This window comes from Synergistota bacterium (assembly GCA_021159885.1).
GTDB lineage: Bacteria > Synergistota > GBS-1 > GBS-1 > GBS-1 > AUK310.
In genome coordinates this window covers 21,448-43,803 of record JAGHDO010000091.1, presented here as the reverse complement: position 1 = coordinate 43,803, position 22,356 = coordinate 21,448, and the positions used below count along the sequence as shown (strand labels likewise).

24 protein-coding genes are annotated in these 22,356 nt (G+C 40.1%); 3 read left to right on the top strand and 21 right to left on the bottom strand.

The window, feature by feature from the left end:
* Nucleotides 1–107: 107 nt before the first annotated feature.
* From J7M13_09350 to J7M13_09255, 20 genes are all read right to left on the bottom strand, one after another.
* Complete coding sequence (locus J7M13_09350; GenBank protein MCD6364183.1) at nucleotides 108–2,549, bottom strand: DUF4959 domain-containing protein; 2,442 nt, start codon at nucleotides 2,547–2,549, stop codon at nucleotides 108–110.
* A complete protein-coding gene (locus tag J7M13_09345) occupies nucleotides 2,521–2,847 on the bottom strand; it encodes a prepilin-type N-terminal cleavage/methylation domain-containing protein (protein ID MCD6364182.1) in 327 nt (108 codons plus the stop codon). The genes J7M13_09350 and J7M13_09345 overlap by 29 nt, the downstream gene beginning before the upstream one ends.
* Nucleotides 2,844–3,980, bottom strand: coding sequence for a sulfotransferase family 2 domain-containing protein (locus J7M13_09340; protein ID MCD6364181.1), 1,137 nt, complete (start codon nucleotides 3,978–3,980; stop codon nucleotides 2,844–2,846). The genes J7M13_09345 and J7M13_09340 overlap by 4 nt, the downstream gene beginning before the upstream one ends.
* 16 nt (nucleotides 3,981–3,996) lie before the next feature.
* Nucleotides 3,997–4,194: a hypothetical protein gene (locus J7M13_09335; protein MCD6364180.1), complete on the bottom strand. Its 198-nt coding sequence runs from the start codon at nucleotides 4,192–4,194 to the stop codon at nucleotides 3,997–3,999.
* A gap of 92 nt (nucleotides 4,195–4,286) precedes the next feature.
* The gene (locus tag J7M13_09330) at nucleotides 4,287–4,607 is read right to left on the bottom strand and encodes a hypothetical protein (protein MCD6364179.1); all 321 of its coding nucleotides are present in this window, start codon (nucleotides 4,605–4,607) and stop codon (nucleotides 4,287–4,289) included.
* Nucleotides 4,608–4,619: 12 nt separating this feature from the next.
* Nucleotides 4,620–5,474: a dTDP-4-dehydrorhamnose reductase gene (gene rfbD, locus J7M13_09325; GenBank protein MCD6364178.1), complete on the bottom strand. Its 855-nt coding sequence runs from the start codon at nucleotides 5,472–5,474 to the stop codon at nucleotides 4,620–4,622.
* Nucleotides 5,467–6,534: an SDR family oxidoreductase gene (locus J7M13_09320; GenBank protein MCD6364177.1), complete on the bottom strand. Its 1,068-nt coding sequence runs from the start codon at nucleotides 6,532–6,534 to the stop codon at nucleotides 5,467–5,469. The genes rfbD and J7M13_09320 overlap by 8 nt, the downstream gene beginning before the upstream one ends.
* A gap of 3 nt (nucleotides 6,535–6,537) precedes the next feature.
* Entirely contained in the window at nucleotides 6,538–7,026 is a 489-nt protein-coding gene (locus J7M13_09315) for a dTDP-4-dehydrorhamnose 3,5-epimerase family protein (protein MCD6364176.1), read from the bottom strand.
* 21 nt (nucleotides 7,027–7,047) lie between these two features.
* A complete protein-coding gene (locus J7M13_09310) occupies nucleotides 7,048–8,598 on the bottom strand; it encodes a hypothetical protein (GenBank protein MCD6364175.1) in 1,551 nt (516 codons plus the stop codon).
* On the bottom strand, nucleotides 8,591–9,727 hold the full coding sequence (locus tag J7M13_09305) for a hypothetical protein (GenBank protein ID MCD6364174.1): 1,137 nt from the start codon (nucleotides 9,725–9,727) through the stop codon (nucleotides 8,591–8,593). The genes J7M13_09310 and J7M13_09305 overlap by 8 nt, the downstream gene beginning before the upstream one ends.
* A complete protein-coding gene (locus J7M13_09300; protein MCD6364173.1) occupies nucleotides 9,714–11,189 on the bottom strand; it encodes a glycosyltransferase in 1,476 nt (491 codons plus the stop codon). Before J7M13_09300 ends, J7M13_09305 begins: the two co-directional genes overlap by 14 nt.
* A 9-nt stretch (nucleotides 11,190–11,198) precedes the next feature.
* On the bottom strand, nucleotides 11,199–11,597 hold the full coding sequence (locus tag J7M13_09295; GenBank protein MCD6364172.1) for a hypothetical protein: 399 nt from the start codon (nucleotides 11,595–11,597) through the stop codon (nucleotides 11,199–11,201).
* Entirely contained in the window at nucleotides 11,591–12,733 is a 1,143-nt protein-coding gene (locus J7M13_09290; GenBank protein ID MCD6364171.1) for a glycosyltransferase family 4 protein, read from the bottom strand. Before J7M13_09290 ends, J7M13_09295 begins: the two co-directional genes overlap by 7 nt.
* Nucleotides 12,734–12,836: 103 nt before the next feature.
* The gene (locus tag J7M13_09285; GenBank protein ID MCD6364170.1) at nucleotides 12,837–13,163 is read right to left on the bottom strand and encodes a hypothetical protein; all 327 of its coding nucleotides are present in this window, start codon (nucleotides 13,161–13,163) and stop codon (nucleotides 12,837–12,839) included.
* On the bottom strand, nucleotides 13,144–13,560 hold the full coding sequence (locus J7M13_09280; protein MCD6364169.1) for a glycosyltransferase family 2 protein: 417 nt from the start codon (nucleotides 13,558–13,560) through the stop codon (nucleotides 13,144–13,146). The genes J7M13_09285 and J7M13_09280 overlap by 20 nt, the downstream gene beginning before the upstream one ends.
* Before the next feature lie 12 nt (nucleotides 13,561–13,572).
* Complete coding sequence (locus J7M13_09275; GenBank protein ID MCD6364168.1) at nucleotides 13,573–13,860, bottom strand: hypothetical protein; 288 nt, start codon at nucleotides 13,858–13,860, stop codon at nucleotides 13,573–13,575.
* Nucleotides 13,839–13,976 carry a hypothetical protein gene (locus J7M13_09270; GenBank protein MCD6364167.1) on the bottom strand — a complete coding sequence of 46 codons (138 nt, stop codon included), beginning with the start codon at nucleotides 13,974–13,976 and terminating at the stop codon, nucleotides 13,839–13,841. The genes J7M13_09275 and J7M13_09270 overlap by 22 nt, the downstream gene beginning before the upstream one ends.
* Before the next feature lie 4 nt (nucleotides 13,977–13,980).
* The gene (locus J7M13_09265) at nucleotides 13,981–15,147 is read right to left on the bottom strand and encodes a sulfotransferase family 2 domain-containing protein (protein ID MCD6364166.1); all 1,167 of its coding nucleotides are present in this window, start codon (nucleotides 15,145–15,147) and stop codon (nucleotides 13,981–13,983) included.
* A gap of 20 nt (nucleotides 15,148–15,167) precedes the next feature.
* Nucleotides 15,168–17,372 (bottom strand): PQQ-like beta-propeller repeat protein, encoded by a 2,205-nt coding sequence (locus J7M13_09260; protein ID MCD6364165.1) that lies wholly within the window; start codon nucleotides 17,370–17,372, stop codon nucleotides 15,168–15,170.
* Between the two features lie 75 nt (nucleotides 17,373–17,447).
* Nucleotides 17,448–18,464 (bottom strand): AAA family ATPase, encoded by a 1,017-nt coding sequence (locus tag J7M13_09255; GenBank protein MCD6364164.1) that lies wholly within the window; start codon nucleotides 18,462–18,464, stop codon nucleotides 17,448–17,450.
* 100 nt (nucleotides 18,465–18,564) lie between these two features.
* Here J7M13_09255 and efp point away from each other — a divergent pair, with 100 nt between their 5' ends.
* Genes efp through J7M13_09240 form a run of 3 tightly spaced genes read left to right on the top strand, consistent with a single transcriptional unit; the run spans nucleotide 18,565 to nucleotide 20,951 of the window.
* Nucleotides 18,565–19,137 carry an elongation factor P gene (gene efp, locus J7M13_09250; protein ID MCD6364163.1) on the top strand — a complete coding sequence of 191 codons (573 nt, stop codon included), beginning with the start codon at nucleotides 18,565–18,567 and terminating at the stop codon, nucleotides 19,135–19,137.
* On the top strand, nucleotides 19,134–20,042 hold the full coding sequence (locus J7M13_09245) for a hypothetical protein (protein MCD6364162.1): 909 nt from the start codon (nucleotides 19,134–19,136) through the stop codon (nucleotides 20,040–20,042). The genes efp and J7M13_09245 overlap by 4 nt, the downstream gene beginning before the upstream one ends.
* Nucleotides 20,043–20,951, top strand: coding sequence for a hypothetical protein (locus J7M13_09240; GenBank protein MCD6364161.1), 909 nt, complete (start codon nucleotides 20,043–20,045; stop codon nucleotides 20,949–20,951).
* Between the two features lie 46 nt (nucleotides 20,952–20,997).
* On the opposite strand, the gene lat is transcribed toward J7M13_09240, so the two are convergent.
* A complete protein-coding gene (gene lat / locus J7M13_09235) occupies nucleotides 20,998–22,335 on the bottom strand; it encodes an L-lysine 6-transaminase (GenBank protein MCD6364160.1) in 1,338 nt (445 codons plus the stop codon).
* Between the last annotated feature and the right edge of the window lie 21 nt (nucleotides 22,336–22,356).

Here is a 22,356-nt window from a genome sequence, read left to right as displayed (position 1 = left end):
AAGGAGCTTCCATCCCCTTCTCGAAAGCTCCTTTGCCCATGGATAGATTGAAAATTGTCCTCCCGCTCTGGGGGGATAGAAGAGATAGGGAGCTATCCAAAGAAGATTCAGAGAGAAATCACCTTCCTTATAAAAGAGATAAGAAAAATAGGAAGGCAGAACAATATTAAAGAAGCTACCGGATGAAACCCTCGATCAATGGCGCACCCTCCACCTGTTTCTCCATACTCAACATCCAGCTTAAGCAGAACGTGAATTTCTCCATTTTTCTCGCCATCAAGATCGATAGAACTACCATCAAGGATGTAAATAGGCAGCTCCTTCTTTCGACTAACAAATTTTCCTTTTTCCCACGCCTCTACCGAAAAATCTCTCAGAGGTAGAGGGAATGCCACTTTAAGGTCTAATCCTCCACCGGTATCGATGCCGCTTATCGTTAAGAAAAGCTCATAAGGATCGTTTCCCTTAAGAGAAACATTCCTAAAGCGTCCTGAATCGATCTCGATTAAGATTCCTTTTTCAGAAAAAAGTACCCTAGATGGATCAAAAGCGGTGTCTCTTTCCGCATCGTTATTGACGCCATCACCATCGTCATCCTTGCCCGAAACACCGAGTATCTCCAACTCTGTTTCAGCCTCCGTTTTATTTCCATTGAGATCTGAAGCACAAAGTTTCACCGAAACCATCCTATCCTGAGGCAAAGCGAAAGCTATGAAATAAGCCTCGTTCTCTAAGGGTACTAAAATACCTGCTGTGGGATCCTCAAGATTCCAATCGTATGAAATACCTTCCCCTTCAGGATCGCTAACCAAAGCGGTTATCTTAAAAAGAGTTCCCTTACTTCCGCTTAATGGTTCACATTCTATAAGCTCTATAACCGGAGGAAGATTAGATCTTAGCGTTCTGACAGATATCGACTTCCCGTTGCTTTCATTTCCATTTAGATCAAATGTTGTTATCTTAATGATGTAAAGCGTATTTTCTAATAAGCCATCCACTTTAATCGAGCAAGACGATAAAGGAGGGAATATTATCGTTTTAAAAAGCTCACCGTCCACATAGACTCTACATCCCTTTAAATCTCCATCCAATGGAGTCCTCCAACGCAAAGTGATAGAATCAGTTGAAGGTTCCGCAGCAAGATCTAACACTTCATCAGGGGGCTCAACATCAGGCTCCGGTTCCGGATCAGGTTCAGGAGCCTCCTCTTGAAGAGTCTTAACCGATATAACTACACCATCACTCTCATTGCCAGACGTATCAACCGTCGTAAGCTTAAAGGCATACTCCGTCCCAGAAGAAAGCCCCTCAACAAGATAACTATCATCAAAAAGTTCACAAAGCTTATTCCAAACACCATTATTCCTCAAATAAACCCTAACACAGTAAAAATCCGAATCCTCAGGATTACTCCAGCTCAAGGAAACACTGTGAGTTGCAGGAGAAGCCTCTAAAATTTCAATTTCAAGGGGTGGAGTTACATCAGTTTGTGCTTCAAAAGCTCCGATGTCAGTGAAAACTTTTCCATCATTATCGCCATCTACAGGGCGGGGTTTACCGTCTAAATCGACTATTAAAAAAACGTGTGGATTTCCCGCATCCACGCAAGGACTACCCTCTGAAAGAGTATAGTCATCATTAAGCGCTGGGTCTTCATTAACACAACCTTCTCCCTCTAACGGTAAACAACTATAGGATGCCTCAAGAGAAGATCCAATCGAAACATAGATCTCCTTGCTGAAAAGGCTTCCCACATTTCCCCAAACTATAACATTATTTAAACTTGCGATAGTACTTCCTGCGAGATAAATACCACCTCCATCGTTTTTAGTAAAACCCTGCCGAGCTTGATTCTTACTAACGGTGCTGCTTTCTAAAACAAGATTAGGAGCATCAACAGCGTATATTCCCCCACCCCTGTAGAAAGCTATATTCTCAGCTATTAAGCAATTTTCAAAACGAGCGTTAGCTCCATCTATGGAAACCGCGCCACCATACTTTTGACTTCGATTCCATCTAAAAACGCTTGACTTTAAAGTAAGGGTAGCCGTCCCATAATTGACACAGGCAAGTCCTCCACCAAGACTCCCGCTCACACAATTTTTAACCTCAACACCATCCATTTGAAAATCTAACCTTGCTCCTTCCGAAACTTTTAAAAGAATTCCCCCACCCTTATAATCAGAGGAAAAACCATCACACATAATAATATCTTTCAACGTTAAACTAAGATTCCCGCTTTTTACCTCCACTCTAAAGCACTGCTTCTCTCCATTTCCGCTTATACTAAACTTCCCTTCCTTACCCTCAATAACTATGCGATCATCTACCCCATTGATCGTAATTACCACGCTTTCCGTAACGTCATCTACGAGAAAGATGGTATCCTCTTCTCCATTAGAAAGCGCAACCGAAATAGCATCACTAACCGTCGGAAACTCCATGCTTGGAACCTCAAAGACCGCCCCAAAAGCTACACCATGAGTTAAAAGGATCCCTAAGAAGGCAAAAATTAAAAAATTACTGCTCCTTAACGAGGACGAATTCAATCTTTCTTCCCTCCCAACTTATAGTATATTTGCACAGCTTTATACGAGGTAACTGTGTGGGGAAAATTTCCCTTTTCCACTTAAAGATACCCTGCTCCCCCTCAATCTTCCACCGCGGAAGAAGACCCAGAAGATCCCTTGTGGCTATATTCTCTCCCAGCAGAGTCGCATTAAGTACATCCTGAGACTCTTTGATTAAAGAAACGCTTTGCGTTATCAAACTCAGTGCTCCGACTCCAACAAGAGCAAGTATTAAGGTTGCAATTAGGACTTCCATAAGGGTAAATGATCTCTTCATAGGTCTAACTCCTTAAGCCTTATATAAGCTTTAGCATGTCCTGGATAGAGCTCAAGGCAACTCTTAAATGCTTCTAACGCCTCTTCACGTTTACCCTCTTCAAGATAAATTTCCCCAAGGTAATAATAGGATTTACCCCTGATAGGAGTATCGATACCTTCGTCCTTCGCAAGACCAATATAAAGCTCCTCCGCCTTTTTAAATATCCTAAGAAGTCTATAAACGCCGGCTTCTAAATAGATAAAATCAGGCTCCATCGTGATTAGTCCCCAACCCAACCTTCTCGCTCTATCACAGATAGCTAATGCTTTTTCCCTTTCACCTCTCATCGCAAACACCTGCGCTATTCTGAACAACGCAATTACTCTTCCACGTCTTACCTCCCTCAGGCCTACATCTAAAGCGTGAGCCAATATACCCTCCTTTCCTCTATTTCTTTTCCTAAATTCTTCTAAATCGCGCGAAAAATCGCTCCCGTAATTTTTTATATGTTCCATCAAAAGATCCTTAGCATACTCGTAAAGCTCCATATCATACCGGTTCACTCTTTCCACTTCCAGAAAAAGATCCTCATTAGCTCGCTCCATAAGGTGTTTAAACTGAGTCGCGTTCCTTGGCAAACCGTAATAAATATCCTTTAAACCAAGGAGTTTCCTCAAGATTAACAAGCTTTCATCGAAAAGCTCAGTTATACCTATAAATAAAAAATCCTTTTTCAGATTGTCCTTAGCTTTCCTCAGCGCCTTTAAATCCACGTGATCTTCTCCACTTATATAAGCGGTTTGAAGATTAGACACCCAAGATTTGTTCTTCTCAAGCCAACTTACCAAGTCCTGATCTCGGAATTCTCTGTCATTCATAAACATCTGCTCCCTGGCATAAAAATAATGAGAAAAAACCCTATATACCGGATTTCTGAGCAAAGAAATATACTTATAATTCCTAAGCTTTAGGAGCTCGTGAATGCCATATTTAAAGTGCCCATGTAGAAATTTCTTATCGTTTAAAAAGCAATCACCAGCCTTCTGAAAAACGGTATCGTGAAATACCTCTTCTAATCTATAGTGCCTCTGAAGGATCCATAAAAGCGATGAGCCACCTGTTTTGGGAATATGCAAAAATATAAGAACCAATGCCTCATCCCCCTAACTAAGAAATAAGTGTCTTTATTTCTCCACTTTTTCCTTTCTTAGCAATAAGAAGCGCATCTTCTCCATCAACGACTATCAAATCCTCCACTCCAATAACGATTATACTTCTTTTTCCTCCCCAGATAAGAGACCTAAAAACATCCTTACATAAAGCATCCCCCACTATTATGTTTTCATCCCCGTCCTTCTCTAACATCTCATAAATGCCCTCCCAGTTCCCTATATCAGACCACTTAACTTCGAGAGGAATTACAACTGCTTTATCTGTTCTCTCCATTATCGCATAGTCTATAGAGGTAGCGGGCAAGTTTCCAATAAAATAGCGGGGAAAGTATTCCTCCCCGCTGGTTCAAGCACTAAATTCCCGCTTAAAGTTTTAAGCCCCTCTTCTCCCAAAATTCCTTTTATATCGCTCTTAATCCTATCTTCATACCTTTTGCCCGTGATGATAAATACGTCATCTAACTTCAAATGTCTTAAAGTCCTTCTCAGCGTCCGCTGAAAAAGGGAAAGATCACTGCCTATTTTTAAAAACTGTTTTGGGAAATTCTCCTTCGAGAGCGGAAAAAGCCGTACTCCTTTCCCTCCACAGAGTATAAGCGCCTTCATCTCATCAATGGATTATAACACAACTTCTTCTAAATACCTGCTTAACGCATCCTTCCAATGCGGCATCTCAAAACCGATATCTCTCTTTAATTTCTCATTTGACAAAGCCGAAAAAGAAGGGCGCTTAGCTTTCATCGGAAGCTCACTGGAGCTTATCGCCTCAATTACCACATTGTATCCACCAAGTCTCACTATCTCCTTAGCAAACTCATACCAAGTGCAATACCCGCTATTAACAACATGATAAATTCCCACTCTTCCCTTTCCAATAAGTTTCACTATAGCCTTAGAAGCATCCTTAGCATAAGTTGGACTCATAACTATATCGTTTACTACTCTCAGATCCTCACCAGAAGAGGCCTTCCTAAGTATAGTGCGAACGAAGTTACCGCCCTTTAACTTGGAACCTCCTTTTCCGAATAAGCTTGCCACCCTCACTATAAGATAGCTATGGGCGTGGTTTCTTAAAAGAATTTCACCAGCATACTTGGATAACCCATAAACGTTCAAAGGATTGGGAATATCTTCTTCAGAATAAGGCGAGCTCTTAGCTCCATCGAATACATAGTCGGTAGAAATATAAACCAAAAGAGAGTTAAGCTCATTAGAGATCTCTACCAGGTTCTTTAAAGCTATCGTGTTAACCTCAAAGGTTTTTAATGGGTTTTCCTCGCAGAGATCAACCTTGTGATAGGCCGCGGTGTTTATAATCACGGAGGGAGAAAGCGATAAAAGAACTTCCTGAGTACCCTCATGATCGGTTATCTCTATATCCTCGTGGCTTAAAGGTATCGCTCGCTCACCAAGCTCGCTTAAAAGCTCGCTTCCAAGCTGACCTGTTGAGCCTATAATAGCTATCTTAGCCATCTTGACTCTCACTCCCAGCTTCGAAAACAGAGCCGGTTATGGATATTATCCGCTGGGCTTCTTCAAGTAGCTTCATCCAACCTATGTTGTAATAGCGAGGATTGCTGAAATCAGTGTATCCATATCTCTGTATCTTCTCAACCATATCTTTGACGGAATCTTCAACAGTTACCTCCGGCTTCCAATTTAAAAGTTTATAGGCTTTTTCAGCTGAAACCCTGTAGCTTCTTACTCCCCTGTAAGTATAATCAGGCTTTATGTCAACATCGTAGCCCAATTCCCTTAAGGTCTCTCTCACCCTTAAACCAAGCTCAGATATCCTGAAATTACGATACGCTATGTTTATTATCTGACCTTTTATGCTCTCCTCAGGAACCTGAAGGCAGGCTATGTAAGCTCTACATGCATCCCTCACATCAACGAGAGGCCTCCACATCTCGCCTCCGTAAAATACGGTGAGATACCCCTTGCTTAAAGCATCCTTTACAAAGGCGTTAACAACAAGATCGTATCTCATACGAGGAGAAAAGCCGTATATGGTGCCTTTCCTCAAGAAAACAGGTGAAAAGCTATCATCTATAAGCTCTCTTATCTTCTCCTCCGCCTTGAGCTTTGAAGTGGAATAAGCAGCCTTGGGATAAACGGGTGATTCCTCATCAAGCACGACATCAGCCTTCTCATCAAATACTCCTCTGTCGTATATGGAACAGCTTGAAGCAAGGATATATCTTCTCACGCCGTTTTTCTTAGCTAATACCGCAAGCTTATAGGTAGCCTCCGTGTTCATCTCATAGTTAGCCTTCGGATTATACTCCGCCGTCGGATCGTTAGATAACCCCCCGAGGTTTATCACAGCCATGACATCCTCAAAGATCCTCTCGTCAACCGTCCTCATATCGCCTATTACCAGCTCAATTCGATCCATCACCTCTTTTATTCCATGATCCCCAAAGTAAAGCCTATCTAACACCCTGACGGCATATCCTCTCTCTAAAAGCTCTCTCACAAGCACGCTCCCTACATAACCAGCTCCTCCAACAACGAGTACCTTACTGCCCATGATCTATCTCCCTTTCACCGTCCACAGATCCCCAAAGGTATAAGGATCTATTCTGACCTCGTCAGGCTTCTCATAATTGTAAAGCTCACTCGCTATGCTTATCATCTGAGTGTCGTCCTCCAAGCTCATCCAACCATGATAAACGCCAGGAGGAACCACAAGTAGATGCGGATTCCTCTCGGAAAGAACAAACCTGTTTAAGTGAAGATAGGTCGGACTATCCTCCCTGTCATCAATGAGCATGAACTTCGCGGAACCATGGGATATAAAAAAGTAATCCCAGAGTTTCTCATGCTTGTGAAACGCTCTTATAACGCCACGAGCAAAGTTCCCCACTATGTAAACCTGCGCAAATTTCTCCATAACGCCCCAGTCCATCCTCAATATCTCTATTAAATAACCACGCTCATCCACGTTCACCTTAAGAGGTAAAAGCTTTACATCCTTTATGCTCGCCTCATTCCACCTGCCTACCTGTTTTACCTCTTTCACAGAACACCACCTCCTTACCTCCTAAAGAAGCATATCAAGATAAAAAAACATCGGGCTCAAATAGTAAGAAAACCTTCTTTCTGACAAGCCCCATTTCCTTAAGAGAGATTCGACTTCTTTCTTTCCCGGCTCAGTAGCTATTACAACAAATATGCTCTCATCCTCAAAAATCATCTCCTTAGCCAATTCTGGAGAATATATCGGCACATTTCCTAACCTCTTTCCCCACTTCTTCTTATCGGAATCTACATAACCGACTATATCAATCTTATTGCCAAGCGTTTCATAAAATATCTTTCCTGCCTTTCCAGCTCCCCATACCATAGCTTTTAAACTGCCTTTTAATTCTATGGCCCTATTCAAGCCATTCTTCAGGGCATCCCAATAAGCTTTTATCCACCCATGATCTATCATTCTTTTAGGATTATTACAGTATCTCACCAGAGGCTCAATCACCTTGTCCCACGAAAAGTCCCTCCTCACCTCCTCGATCCTTTTCGCGCACTCTAATCGGAAAGAGACATCCACCAGCTTCCTCAGGGCTTTATACCACTCATCCTCTACATTCCTTATTACAAGACCTATTCCGTAATCCTTAACTATATCCGAAACATAGCCTTTCCCCGAAACGATTATGGGAACCCCAGCCCATACATAATCAAAAAACCTAACCCTTATGGAATAAATATCCTCCAAAGTCTCAGAAGCGCTTATAACTCCAACGTTTACCTCGTTAAAAAATTCCCATCTTTTATCATACGGATATCTCTCTTTCGAAAAAGAAACCACGCTTTCAAGATCAAGATCCTTCACCATTTCCTTAAACCTTAGGGCAATCCTGGGCTCTTCCCCGGAAGGAGCAGTGAGAGGAGTGGAAAAATATCTTAATCCGTATCCCTCATCAATTAATCTCCTTATCGCTTTAAGCATCGGAAAGGGATCATACCAATCCCACATTGATCCGAACCAACCGATTTTTAAAGTCTCATCTTCTAAAGGTGGAGAGGCGGGGCACTTTTCCTCATCAACCCCATATGGAATTACCTCTATAAAGTCTAAATCCTCTTCCAAAATAATATTATTCCCCAATAATCCCAAAGCGCTCATAAAGCCTATCCACATATCTTTCTGGCGAGGGGAACCACATATAAGAAAATCAGCCTGCCTTAAAATTCGTGGGATAAACATATTAACTATCTGAAAATAGTTTTCGATTCTCTCCCCTAAGGGATTCTTTTCATAAATTACCTCTAAATGACGAGGACATGATATATCCTGAACTATATAGACTTCCTTTCCAGTTAAATCCTGTAATATTTTCTTAGATAAACCTACTTCCCAGCTTTCTATAATAAAAATATCTGGCTTAAAGTCTTTAACTACTTTCTCACGCTCTGACCGTGAATCAACAAAAAGAAAATTCTTATCACCTCTAAAAGCACACTTATTAGCTAAAAGGACAACCAAAATCCCCTTCTTCCTCAAAAACTCAGCTATTTTAAGAGCCCTTATTTCCCCTCCCCAGAAAAACTTACCGATACTTCTATCAAAAATTATCAGTACTTTACGCATGATATCTATTCCTTTCTAATACTGCCGAGAGAATCCTTAGTACTTGCTCAACCCTCTTCTCCCATGTATTCCTTTCTATAAAGTTAGCTCTCTGCTTACCTCCACCCTTCGGGGGTAAATTCTTCATAATACAATTTTTAAGTAAAGTAAAATACTCCTCTATATTTCTATAAAAGTAAACAAATTCTTTAAACCTTTCTACCTCTGGATAGGCAATAGCAATGATAGGCTTGTTAGCAGAGATATACTCATACATCTTGATAGGATCCACAGCAAGAATCAGTCTATTCAATTTAAACGGCATTATGAGAGCATCGCTCCTTCTCATTATTTCTGGGAGCAAAGAATGCTTCACTTTCCCTAAATAATGTATTCTTTCATGAAATGGGAGAGGTTTATAAAGATGCCCTACAAAAAAGTAATGGATTTCCTTAAAAGCATTAAGACTTTTTAATATAAGTTCTATATCTAACCATTCAGCAATAGCTCCTATATAGACCAACTTTATCACTTTAAAGTTAAAAAATTTCTCCATTGACTCAGGAAGCTTTTCGGCTGAATCACTATTCACGAGAAAAGCAGAATCTACCGCATTGTTAACAACAAAAATCTTATCTTCATCTACTGAATGTCTTTCCAAGAGTAAGCTTTTGAGGTGAAAGGATGAAACAAATGTTACACTGCTTCTTTGAATAAGCTTTTTCTCAATAGATAAAATCACCTTGCGGGCATTCGGATCCGCAGCAACAGAAGAAAATTCCAACACGTCATCCGCACAGTCATAAACTACTAACTTTCTTTTCAAAGGAACATATTTCACAACCTCAAACAGGTAAGGATGAGAAAACCATATCATGTCGTTCACTTTCAGATCACGCGCTACCTGAAAATACCACATTAACGATGCTACATGCGCAGAAATTAAAGTGCTCCCTTGCTCAAAAGGTAAAGCTCTCACCTTTTTAAACTTCAAGGAAGAAGGAACCTTTTCTAAAGCTTCATAAGAAACCTTCTGGTACACAATAGTTAAATCATGATAACGGGAAAGCCCCTCAGCAAGATAATGGCAACGCTGTTTTATAAAACCCCAGGGAATAATCCAAAACCATAAGATCTTAAGCCTGCGCATTCAGCTCACGCACATAGTCATAGATTTCTCTGAAGAGCTCAAAGAGCTCTTTGCTCCATAAAATTAGCTCGAGAAATCCGATAATCATTACTTTATCCTCATAACCGCCTTCAGTTAACTGCGTAACGATTTCCCCTTCTCCCGTTGATGAAGCTACAACTATCAAATCAGGGGCAATTCCTTCAATACTTGAAGGAGACAAGACCTCAATCCCCCCTACCCTCTTTCCCCACTTCGAAGGATCGTTATCAAAGAAACAAACAACCTTTTTCCTCAGTTTCTTTAAAAAAGCCAAGGCTTTTTTTCCCCCACTGGACGCTCCGAATATAGCTACCTTTTGCGCGCTTACAAGGCGGTTGAACTGTTCTCTAAATTCTTCTATAGCTTCCCACAAATCCTCCATTTTCTTTGTTTTTCCTTCACCTCCATTTTTATTATCAAATTCAGCAGGATCCAGAGTTTTCCCCATATTACCTCGCAGACCATCAAATAAACCCCAAATTGAGAAAAAAAACTCAATTAAAGTATCTTGAAAATGAGAAGGGCAGATCATGGCATGTTTGAATACTTTTAGCGAAGACAGAAGCAGATTGATAATGCCATGTTTTAAATAGTTCCGAAGATGCTTTTTTAAAAAATAGATGTAATTCCTTCTGTTATAATATCTACCAATAACATAGTACCTTAGTGACCCTTCATCTTCTTTCCCAGTAGCTTTTCCCTCCTTATGCCATATCTTAGCACGGCTACAGCAAACTTGCTTCCACCCACACTGTTTAGCTCTAAAACATAAATCCGTTTCCTCGGTTTGAAGGAAATAAGCCTCGTCAAACATCCCTATGTTCTCAAGTACCTCTTTTTTAAGCAAAAGACACGCCCCATATACATAGCCTTTTATTTCAAAGCTGTCCGTAAATTTCTCCTCTTTTTCTCCTCTGGCTATAGGCTTACCAAAACCGTTCCACCTTATATAGTCAGTTCCTCCCAAACACTGAATAACATCAGGGCTATCATAAAAAAGCACTTTTGCTCCCACTAATCCGATTTTATCGCCAGACTCAGCCAACTTAATCATAAGAGACAACGCATCTCCTGCAACCACTGTATCATTATTGAGTATCCATATATATTTCACATCATCCCTTGATAGAGCATACTCTATCCCTACGTTGTTCCCCCCTGCATACCCCAAATTTTCGCCAATGTCCACTATCATCAAATCGTGATTCCTAAAGTCTATACCTTTCAATGCTTTCCGATCACAAATCACGCAGGCTATAGAAAAGGTCTCCTCAAACCAGTTCTTTATCCTTTCTATGGAGTCATCAGTAGAACCGTTATCCAGCACAACTATCTCCATATTAGGATAATCGCTTTCAAGCAAACTTCTAAGGCACTCTATAGTATCTTGCCATCCATTCCAATTTAGGACTAAAACGCAGACCTTTGGGGAAGAGACCATACACACCTTCTACTCCTTACCTAAATGCTGTTTGCAGAAAAAATCGCAGAAGATCTTAAATAAAGTTCCACAGATAACTAACAGCTCCATCTCCCCAAGATCTATTACGACACCGCTATATTCCATCGCATAAATCTGTTTCAGAATCTCGTCTCTCCTAACTGAAGCTATTACCACAACCTCGGGAGAGATTACACCTAAATCCGTTGGTGGGAAAACTTTCACTCCTTCAATCAGGTTTCCCCACTTGGTATTATCATTATCAAGAAAAGCAATGGGAGTCTTTCCTACTTTTCTCATCAAAAGTAAAGCACGTCTCCCTCCACCAGAAGCACCAAATATAGCAACCTTGCTTGCACTTAAAAAGGTTCTTAACTTATACTCCAATATATCTAAAGAACTTAGCATCCCTCAAATGCCTCCTCTAAAACCTCCAAATATGCTTTATAAGTTTCCCGAGCTGTCATTTCCCAATCAGCTATATAATCTGAAATCAAATCCTTGGGGGGAGGGGACTCCAATGCCATTAAGACAGCCTTTCTAATAGACGATGGATCATATGGATTACACATAAAAACGTGCTTATCTAAAAGGTCCTTAAAATATGTATCCACCGGTAAAAATTCTCTATCAGAAATAACCACATTGAGTCCGCAACAAAGAGCCTCTAACGTGCTTAATCCAGGACTTTCTCGAAAAGAAGGTAAAACATGAACATTTGCTTTTCTATATAGCTCTGAAAGAGCTTGATGATCGAGGTGGTTCTCTATAATTTCAACATTCCCTCGTTCCCGTGCAATCCAAAGAAGTGATTCATAATAATATCTGTCTTCCTCTTTCGGTCTTCCTACCAAGATCACCTTTATATCTTTAAGATCTTCAAGGGCTCTAATTATTGATATTTGATTCTTCACCGGTTCTATCCTTGCAACGCATATAACTTCTTTCTTAGAATTCTCACAGCTTTGCCTATGAGATTTATGGTTGAAAACTCTTTTATCTACCGCGTTTAAAACAATCCTGCATTTTTTAACCTTCATATCAAATGTGTGCTCTATAATTCTCTTTTCCTCAATAGAATTTGGCAAAAGCATATCCACTAAGTTAAGAGCTTTTCTTACTTTATATTTATAAGCAGCTGAAAAATAATAAAACCTCGTTCCGATTTCACTAAACACTTGTGCAAAATTCCTATGTAACCTTTCACAAAAGTAGAACTTAGGAGAAAGATCAAAGATTCCTATCAAAGCTAAGGTATTTACAAAACATGCGTGAGACAAATTCCAAAAAATAGGAGAAAGTATTACTTTTTTCCCAATAGCTTTTGCCGATTCTATAAAGCTAAGAGTTACGTCTATATTCTGAATATTGAAAACATGTACTATACTTACATTATTATAATTAGCCACCATAAAGGGATTACCTTCCACATAGATTTTTATATCAAACTGTTTTTCCATAGCTTCTTTAGTGCCCAACATCTGAATTACATCCCCACCAGGAGCAGTACGCCAGTCTTTTCTAATACAGAAAAGTACCTTCATTCCTATAGGGCACCTCTGCTTAATACCTTGAGCTTTGCCTGATTTTAAAGATTAAATGATGCCTCAAGCAATACATCTCTAATTTTATAAACGTCTTTCTCCCTCACATGAATCCCCATCCAATAAAACCATCTTTATATCCTTTTTGAAGGAATAGTCTAATTAATATTTCTTCAATTGCTTTTAGCAACAAGGAACCTGGTTCCAATTTCTCCTTCTTTCCCTCAAACATATTTAAAGCCTCTATCGTTGTATAACCGTTAATCCCTTTTCTCAAGAAATGATTTATATCAATGTAAGTAAAATGAATAACAGCCAGACTCTCATCCCATAAATACAGTATCTTAGCCTCCGAAGATATCTCATCTATGGGATCATGAACCTTTTCACCAAACTTCAAAAAACCCTTTTTAAAAAACCTCGGTATCATTACTTGAAGAGTCCCCCACCACCCCCCCCTTCAGGGGTTTACCAAAGAGAAAATTTCTTCGAGGAATATAAACTACGTCAGCCTCATCTTTTTCAGCTATTTCTTTGAGTCTCTGGCTAAGCCTTTTAGGTATCATTTCATCCGCATCAACTATCAGTATCCACTTACAAGAAGCCTGGTCAATCCCAAATTGACGCGCGGGATCCGCATACCCCTTTCTCTCAAAGAAATATATTTTGTCAGTATATTCCCTTGCTATCTCAACGGTTTTATCTTCACTATACATGTCTATTATTACTATTTCATCAGCCCACTTAACGCTCTCCAAGCAATTTCGAATATTATGCTCCTCGTTAAAGGTATGAACTATCGCAGAAATGCCCTTCTTCAACTCCATTCTAATACCTCCTTATCGTTCGAGGAAATACTTTCTCAGTTTTCCAAAAAATCTCTTAGCCCAAAGAAGCAATCTTGCAAAAGCAAGCGTGTAGGTTTTTTCCTCGTACCCCATTTTCTCAAGCTGAGAAACTATATCAGCCTCACCCACAGACGAAGCTACAACGATGATGTCGAAATCGATTCGCTTTAGCTCAGAAGGCGGTAAAACCTTTATGCCTTCTACTGTCTTTCCCCACTTGGAAGAATCGTTGTCGACGAAATATATTGGCTCTTTGTTTAATTCCTTGAGAATCTCCATGCCCTTTTTCCGCCACCTGAAGCACCGAATATAACGATCTTCTCTGCCTCCATAACATCAGTTATAAACTTCTCAAGAAGTTCAAGAGAATCTACCAACAAGCCAAGCTCGCTCATTCCCTCAACCCCCAAGCTCGATAAGAAGCCTTTTAGCTCCCTCATGATTAGGTTCGAAAGACAAACATCTCTGCAGGTATTCCTTCGCTAAAGCTTTGTCTCCCTCCCGCAGAGCTATACATCCAAGATGATAACAAGCTCCCCCCTTCAAAGCATCTATTCTCCAAGGATGGTCGGCAACGATTCTAAAAATACCCTTCGCCTTCTCCAACTCCCCCAGTGATTCCCAAACAGAAGCTTCATTATAAAGGAAAAGAGGGCCATTCACATGTATACCCCAACTAAGATAAATCCCTTTTCTCAAGAAAGCAAGTGCTTCTTCTCCTTTCCCATCTTCAGCAAAACGCTTTGCAAGACTAAACAAGAAAGAAACTCTTGCGCATCTCACACGATTTAAAAGATCCAAATAACTTGATGCCAGCCACCCAAGCATACCCTGATTATTTTCTCTGAATTCACTCAGTTCTGCCAATATTTCATCCTTATATTCTTTAAATCTTTCGTTAAACAGCTTGCGTGCCAAGTTGTAAATTTCTGTATCATAGCCATTGATTTCCTCTATTTGCTTTAAAACTTCTTTAGGCAAATCACCCACCGGGATTGTAACCTTCGTAACATTACGCTTGACGCCATAATAAACTTCCCTGAGATTCAAAAGCTTTTGTAAAATGAGGAGGGACTCGTCAAATCTCTCCGTTAAACCAACGAAAAAGAATTGACTTAAATTACGTTTTGCCCTTTCTAAATCAGCTTCAGATAGTGTCCCCTCCAACTTACCACAAAGCAGCCTTGTTTGAATATTGTCCGGCCATAGTTCTGGATTTTCCCTAACATCTTTGGGAGGAGCCACATCTACTCCTTGAGAAACAAGAGAAAAACAATACCAAGATAGGCTTCTCTTTACAGGCTCTCTCAAAAAAGTAATAAACTTTGCGTCTTTCAAGCTACTTGGATCAACTAAAAGAGGAAAATGTCCCATAATGAGCTTCTTGTACTTAAAATCTTTTAGCAAAGTCTTCGTGAAGTCATAAATCTTAGGTATAAAACAATTAAAATGGATTATATCTTCCAATGAATAAAACTTTGAAAAAAATGCCTTTAAAGTAGTGCCTCCAACCTTAGGAAGATGCAGAAAGACTATCTTTTCGCCTTCAAGAGAGTAAAAAGACATATTTTAAAATACCTCCTCTCCTATTGAGCTGGAATTATAAGCGATCCTTCCCACGCATGCCACGGGTGAAGACACAAAAAGCGATGATGTCTTACACTGAGAGGATAAGGAGGATATATATATCCTCCTCTTAAAAGATGAATCTCTTTGATACTTTCCTTCTCTGCCAAGGAAAAGTTTTTCACTTCTCCTTTCCAAATTAAACTTACTATATACTTCCCATCAGCATAAATATAATCGCGCGGAGTTATAAGCTGAGGATGGAAGAAAACCCTAAGGGGATAAGAAACATAAGATCTTACAGAAGCAGGTAGATAAAGCAGATAAGCATCGCTTTCCCTAAGGTATCTTATGCCTACATCTGTAGAAAAAATCTTTTGCCCCGCTGAGAAGTTTTTAAATACCATGCCATCCTTGGATCTATAAAAGCCCACTATTTCTCCCTTTCCGTTTTCCCAAACCTGTCCAAATTTCCCCCCATCTTTAAGAACTATCTCATCCATCAAATCACCAGTTTCAGAATTAAGAACCGTGATTTTATTATCCCCAGCTTGCGCCAGATAAAGTTTATCCCCGCTAAAAGCTATATAAAACGGGGAGTACACTTCCCTCTGCCAGATGGGACTATAGTCATCAGCTGAAAGCTTATAGGAAACCCCCTCTCCCCAGTCAGAAAGGTAGATATAACCATCATGATACCTCGCATATGAGATAAAGAAGAAATCTCCTATGCTTTTGATTTTCTCTCCGCGATCGGAAAGATAATTCCACATGCCTTTCTTCTTTCTTTCTACAAGACAATAGTAAAACTGTTCCCACGCCCATAGATTCCAGAAAGCGTTGCCTAAAAGCCCCCTTAATGGAAGATCAAGATATCTCGTATAATCAATCTTCTCTCTCCAGCTGACAAACTTCTTCCACCATTCAGCGATATCCTCACCTTTTCCATTTATTACTAAGGAAAGCTGATAAAGCCTATTGATCCAGTGCCAGAAATCAAAATTCCTTATGGCATCCTGTCGTTGCTCCTTATTCAGAGCCATATCCATATATTTCCTCAGCTCAGCTAAAGAAATGTCGATTACCTTAAAAATATCTTTTATATCAAGAGAGGGAACTGGCAAAGCTTCATAAAGCCTTTCTTTAAACTCTGCCCGTTCGCTTAAAGGAATTCTCCAGTAGATTTCCCATGGAAAATACCATCCCCTATCTACAGCCAAGAAGATTTTAAACAGTTTTAAAAGATAAGGGAGCAGGGCATCGTTCCAGCTGATCTTGAGAGAATCCATGAAGGAAACCACATTAGGATAAATCCTCCTAAGCTTTAGATCTAAGGGAAGCCTTTGAGAGTGAAGCTTTAAAGCGTTCTGGAAAGTCGGTTTCTTATAAAAATCCTCAACAACCCTTTGCAAGGAAGCACCAGTTTCATGCTCCTCATTTTCAAGCTCATTAACGAGATTCTTAAAATCATCCACTCTATCATCGAGATTTTTCCTAAGGATAATAAGCTTATATGAAGGAATAGGATTTTCCGGCAGCTCTTCCCACTCTCCTTGAGGCTCGGTTAATGATTTTCCATCCCAGAGAAGAAGGGATTCTCCCGATAAAACTGCTCTATATCGAGGGGACAAAGAAAGCCTTTTAAGCTTTTTCCCCGATGGAGTAATAAGAGCGCCTTCAAAAAGAAGATAAGGTTTCCCATCATGAATCGCCCAGGATACAGGGGAAGAAGGAAGGAGCCATAGTAAAATGGGCTCTCCATCAGGCATAAGCTCTACAAGAAGCCTCTCTCCATCAGCAAGAAGAAAAACCCTATCTTTAGAAGTTTTCACAGAACATGGAACATCATAAAGATGAGGGAGAGATTCAAGACGGCCAACAGGATGCCTCTCTTTCTCGAAATTCAAGATTCTTTTCTTTTCCTTATCTACAGCTATAAGCTTCCCTCCGTAGGAGGCTATCCAGTAAGGGTGCGAAACCTCAAACGGAAAGCTCTCTTTAAGCCACTTATTTTCATCAAAAGAATATTTATAAAGATTAAGGGTTCCTACATCAAGAAGATGAGGAACCCCCTTATAAGCACATAGGGAAAGAGGATTTTTAAAGCTGTTATACTTGAAAGCCACAGCCCCACTATTATTAAGCTCATAAACCTTTCCTTCAAGATATGAAGAGACTAAAATCAAGTCCTTTTCTTTCACATAAAGTGCATCATAAATCAACATCTTTTCCCCTCACCCTTCCAATTTGGTAATCGGATATCAAGCTCAGATTCTTAAGCAGTGTAAGCTAAAGCCTTGCTACAACCCTAAAATTTCTTTTATCGCCCTTTCATGGAGACGGGTCTGGGGACGAGCGGTCCCGCTAAGAGGATCGTAAAACAGTATTTCAGCAGAGGCGAGTCTCTCAACACTTTCCCTGTCCTTAAGTAGCATATCAACTCCGCTACCCATAACTACCTTTACGAGAACCTCTCCATCTCTTTTGGCTAATGTCTCTCTACCCCTCCAGAGCCTACCAAGCTTTTCTAAAACCTCTCCCTTTACCATCCTATAAAGGCTTTTGACCGCCTCTCTTATGCCCAAAACCTTTTTCTTCGATAAGACTCTTTCTAAGAACCAAGGAACCCCTCCACACCAAGAGACTACATAGGAAGCCTCAACCTCATTTAGCCTTTCAGATACCAAAACGCCTTTGGCTATATCATCTGAGAAGAAATCAACGAGGTAGTACTCAGCACAATTAGCCAAAGAAGAGTTGGAATAAAGCTTCTCAACGAAAAAGGTATCAGATGTCATGACTATCACGTGAGCAAGATGCTCCACCTTAGTTATCCTAACAAAGAAGTTAAAAAGCTCATCTAAGAGGCGCCCATTCTCCGAAGAATCCTCAAGGTATATCCCCTTAAGCTTCTGAAGCTCATCGAGTACTATAACGTTTTTCCTACCACTTTCTCTTAACCGATTCTCTATAAGCTCAAACGGCTCTATTTTCCCCTCCTTGATAGCTACCTTAGTATTTTCATCGATCTCGATACCCGCCTTTATAGCAGAAGCTTCCTTTTCCTCCACCACTTTGAAGAAGAGATCTATAATAGTCCGAGCTCCCCTTATAAGCTTGCTTCTAAAATCATAGTAAAGAATATTGTACTTCTGAAGGAGTTTTTCCTGATTAGGACTAAGCTTCTTTATAACCCTTTTCATAAGCGTGCTTTTTCCCGATGACTTTGGCCCATAGATAAAGAGAATGGAATTTGGAAATCCCCTGAGATAAGCCTTAAGATACTTGATCTCATCCTTCCTATCCCAGAATCTCAACCTTAAAGGCACCTCCGCTTTTTAAATTAAAAATACACAATAAATTATAACATATGTGTTATAATAACGGATAGACATTCAAGATCAGGGAGGGATCACCGTGGCGCAAAGGATAGGCATAAACCAAATTTACAGAGGAGCTAAGATAGAAATAGATGGCACTCCATATGAAGTTATCGAATATGAGCATGTTAAGCCAGGAAAAGGACAAGCATTCGTAAGAGTGAAAATGCTTAATCTCTTTACCGGAAATGTGGAAAGAATGAGCTTTAAGTCCAGCGATTCCTTAACCCTGGCTGATTGCCTTGAAAAGGAAATGGAATTCCTATACGCACAAAAGGATTCTTTCGTATTCATGGATCCCGAAACATATGACCAAATAGAGATCCCCGAAAACATCGTGGGTAGGGCGAAGAATTTCATAAAGGAAGGCATGAGCGTTTATATTATCTTCTATCAAGGAAAACCAATAGGAGTTAATCCTCCCAAGCATGTTGATCTTGTAATAGCGAGAACCGAACCTGGGGTTAAGGGAGATACCGTATCCGGTGCCATGAAAGAAGCAGAACTTGAAACTGGGCTAAAGATAATGGTCCCTCTTTTCATACAGGAGGGAGATTTGGTTAGAATAGATACGGAAAGCGGAGAGTATATAGAGAGGATAAATAAATGACACCTTGGGATAAAGCCAAGATATGGAGTGAGTTCCTTTCCAGTATTAGAACCTTCTTCCTTAAACGGGGTTTTATAGAAGTTAACACGCCGTGCATCGCGCGCTGGTGGAGCTTAGATCTCAACATATGCCCTATAAAAACACAAGATGGATATTTCCTTCAAACTTCACCGGAGTTTTTCATGAAAAAGCTAATAATGTTTGGAGCAAAAAAGATATTCCAGATAGCTCATGCCTTTAGAGATGATCCAATAGATAGGTTGCATAATAAGGAATTTCTGATACTCGAATGGTATAGAGTAGGAGAGGGAATCGACCTTATAATGAAAGATGTTGAGGATCTCGTATATGAAACTTTAGGGAAATTCAAGCCTTCATGGAAAAAACTTAGCTTAAAGGATCTTTTCCTGCAAAGATTGGAAATAGATCTTGAGAAAAACAAGGACAAGAATCGATTTCTAAAAAGCCTTAAGAAAGCAGGCATAAGGGTCAAAAATGAGTATTCATGGGAAGAACTTTTCGAGTGCGCATTTATTACGGAGATAGAGCCTTACCTTCCCAAAAACGAAGCCTTCTGGTTAACCGATTATCCTTATCCCTTATCCGCAGCATCGAAATGTAATGGTTTCTGGAGCACAAGATATGAAGCATATGTAGAAGGTATAGAACTTGCAAATGGATATATGGAGCTCGATGATCCAGAAGAACAGCTTAAAAGATGGCTCCAACGAGGATGCGAAAGCGAAATCGATTGGGAATATATAAGTCTTCTCAAAAGGAAGGGCCTTCCCCCTTGTGCTGGAATAGCCTTAGGCCTCGAAAGATTATTGATGCTCAAGGTAGGAGCAAAGAATATACATGATATACTTCCATTTAGCCCCTCCTTAGAAAGTGAGGTGTCTTAAATGTTACCCTTACGGGCTGATTTAATAAGGAAAATTAATAGACTCCCTGAAGATATAAGAGAAGTAATACTTACCCTCGTGGAAAATCTCGAGGACTTTGGCGAAATTAAGGAGATTGTGAGGAAACTAACAGAGGCTCAATCTAAATCTGAAGAAAGATTATCCAGACTTGAAAAAGCCGTAGAAGAGCTAATAAAAGCGCAAATTAAAACAGAGGAAAGATTATCGAAAATCGAAAAAGTATTGGAAGAGCTGATTAAAGCTCATAGAGAATCTGAGAAAAGATTAGCTAAAGTAGAGGAAAGATTATCAAGGGTTGAGAAAGCCATTGAGGAATTAATAAATGCGCAAAAGCAAACCGAAAAAAGATTAAGCGAACTCGCAGAAGCACAAAAACAAACCGAAAAAAGATTAAGCGAACTCGCAGAAGCACAAAAACAAACCGAAAAAAGACTAAATGAACTCGCAGAAGCACAGGAAAGAACCGAAAAAGAAATAGAAAAGCTAACGCGGGGCTTAAGAAACCTGAGAGAAGAAGTTAGCGGTCTTGCAAGATCTTTTTCCTACGCTCTTGAGAATGAGGCTTACAGAAGATTGCCCGCATTTCTGAAGGAGAGGTATGGAATAGAAGTCCTCGACAGAATAATACGATTTGACCTAGATGGCGAAGAAATTAATCTTTTCGCAAAAGCAAAGAGAAATGGGCAAGAGATATTGCTCGTCGGAGAATCAGTTGCCAAGTTTACACACGCTAGAGAAATAAAATCCTTAGAAAGAAAAGCTGAAAAAATAAAACGTGTTTATGGCAAAGAAGTAATTGGTATTATAGTCACTCACTTTGCAAAAACGAAGCTTAAGGAAAAAGCTCAAGAAGCAGGGTTCATAGTAATCCAGAGCTTCGAATGGTGAGAAAAGAATGAGGGGGAGCCCTTTCGAAAGGGCTCCCCCTCATTCTTTAAGTCCTCAGTTCTTTTAAAACCTCTTTTACTATCCCTAATCCTTCCTTCATCTCCTCTTCCGTAACCGTCAAAATAGGCCTAAACCTAATGCCCTTTACGCCACACGCTAAGATAAGAAGGCTCCTCTCAAAAGCCCTTTTTCTAAATTCATCTCTTACTTCAGAATTTGGAAAATCAAAGGCAGCCATTAGTCCCCTATATCTTACATTCGAAATCAGATCAGAGAATTCTTCTTTAAGCTCAAGCAATCCATCTTGAAGAACGGGAGCAACTTTATTAACATGATCAAGAACCTTATCTTCCTCATAGATTTCAAGTATTCTTGTCGATCTCACCATATCGCATATATTACCACCCCAAGTAGAATTTATCCTGCTCGATTCAACAAAACAGTTATTCTCAACCTCATCCACTCTGTCATTGACGAGTATCCCACACACTTGAGCTTTCTTACCAAAGACGATGATGTCCGGAGAAACATCAAAATGCTGAAACGCCCACATCTTTCCAGTTATACCCATGCCACATTGAACTTCGTCAAATATAAGCATGATATCCTCCTCATCAGCTATTTCTCTTAGCTTTCTAAAGAACTCACCACGGAAATGGTTATCTCCTCCCTCTCCCTGAATAGTTTCTATTATAATAGCAGCAATATCGTCCGGATTATCGTGTATCGCCTGCTTTATTTGCCTGATACTTTCTTCCTCAGCCTTTTCAACTTCTTCAAGATGGTCCTCAAGAGGCCATACTATCTTAGGATTAAGAACCCTCGGCCAATCAAATTTCGGGAAATACATATATTTCCTCGGATCAGCGGTATTAGTCATGCTCAGGGTATATCCGCTTCTGCCGTGAAAGGCCTCCCTAAAATGAATTACCTTGTGCCCTTTCTCTTCCTTATATCCTTTCTTAAAGTTCTTCCTGACCTTCCAATCGAACGCAACTTTAAGGGCATTCTCAACCGCCAGAGCCCCTCCGTCTATAAGAAAGAGATGTTTATGTGTAGGAGGAGCAGCAACTCTCATAAAGGTCTTAACAAATTCAGCCATTTCAAGCGTATAAATATCAGAGTTTGCTACCTTATTAATAGCAGCCCTAAAAATCTTCTCTTTGAATTCATCATTAGCGAGCTTAGGATGATTGCATCCTAATGGAGAAGAAGCAAAGAAAGAGTAGAAATCGAGGAACTTTCTCCCATCTCGAGCATCAACCAACCAACTTCCATGGCTTTTCTCGAGATCAAGCACTATAGGGAAACCATCGACAAGCATATAATTACCAAGAACGCTAAGAACCTCCTCCGGTTTGACGTTCCACTTAACCTTCGTCATTCCATTCATCCCCCCCACCCT

Bases quoted from the DNA above. Each gene is read 5' to 3' on its own strand.
- J7M13_09345 (MCD6364182.1), bottom strand. From the start codon at position 2,847: ATGAAGAGATCATTTACCCTTATGGAAGTCCTAATTGCAACCTTAATA.
- J7M13_09335 (MCD6364180.1), bottom strand. From the start codon at position 4,194: ATGTTAGAGAAGGACGGGGATGAAAACATAATAGTGGGGGATGCTTTA.
- J7M13_09330 (MCD6364179.1), bottom strand. From the start codon at position 4,607: ATGAAGGCGCTTATACTCTGTGGAGGGAAAGGAGTACGGCTTTTTCCG.
- rfbD (MCD6364178.1), bottom strand. From the start codon at position 5,474: ATGGCTAAGATAGCTATTATAGGCTCAACAGGTCAGCTTGGAAGCGAG.
- J7M13_09320 (MCD6364177.1), bottom strand. From the start codon at position 6,534: ATGGGCAGTAAGGTACTCGTTGTTGGAGGAGCTGGTTATGTAGGGAGC.
- J7M13_09310 (MCD6364175.1), bottom strand. From the start codon at position 8,598: ATGCGTAAAGTACTGATAATTTTTGATAGAAGTATCGGTAAGTTTTTC.
- J7M13_09305 (MCD6364174.1), bottom strand. From the start codon at position 9,727: ATGCGCAGGCTTAAGATCTTATGGTTTTGGATTATTCCCTGGGGTTTT.
- J7M13_09300 (MCD6364173.1), bottom strand. From the start codon at position 11,189: ATGGTCTCTTCCCCAAAGGTCTGCGTTTTAGTCCTAAATTGGAATGGA.
- J7M13_09295 (MCD6364172.1), bottom strand. From the start codon at position 11,597: ATGCTAAGTTCTTTAGATATATTGGAGTATAAGTTAAGAACCTTTTTA.
- J7M13_09290 (MCD6364171.1), bottom strand. From the start codon at position 12,733: ATGAAGGTACTTTTCTGTATTAGAAAAGACTGGCGTACTGCTCCTGGT.
- J7M13_09285 (MCD6364170.1), bottom strand. From the start codon at position 13,163: ATGATACCGAGGTTTTTTAAAAAGGGTTTTTTGAAGTTTGGTGAAAAG.
- J7M13_09280 (MCD6364169.1), bottom strand. From the start codon at position 13,560: ATGGAGTTGAAGAAGGGCATTTCTGCGATAGTTCATACCTTTAACGAG.
- J7M13_09275 (MCD6364168.1), bottom strand. From the start codon at position 13,860: ATGGAGATTCTCAAGGAATTAAACAAAGAGCCAATATATTTCGTCGAC.
- J7M13_09270 (MCD6364167.1), bottom strand. From the start codon at position 13,976: ATGAGCGAGCTTGGCTTGTTGGTAGATTCTCTTGAACTTCTTGAGAAG.
- J7M13_09265 (MCD6364166.1), bottom strand. From the start codon at position 15,147: ATGTCTTTTTACTCTCTTGAAGGCGAAAAGATAGTCTTTCTGCATCTT.
- J7M13_09260 (MCD6364165.1), bottom strand. From the start codon at position 17,372: ATGTTGATTTATGATGCACTTTATGTGAAAGAAAAGGACTTGATTTTA.
- J7M13_09245 (MCD6364162.1), top strand. From the start codon at position 19,134: ATGACACCTTGGGATAAAGCCAAGATATGGAGTGAGTTCCTTTCCAGT.
- J7M13_09240 (MCD6364161.1), top strand. From the start codon at position 20,043: ATGTTACCCTTACGGGCTGATTTAATAAGGAAAATTAATAGACTCCCT.
- lat (MCD6364160.1), bottom strand. From the start codon at position 22,335: ATGACGAAGGTTAAGTGGAACGTCAAACCGGAGGAGGTTCTTAGCGTT.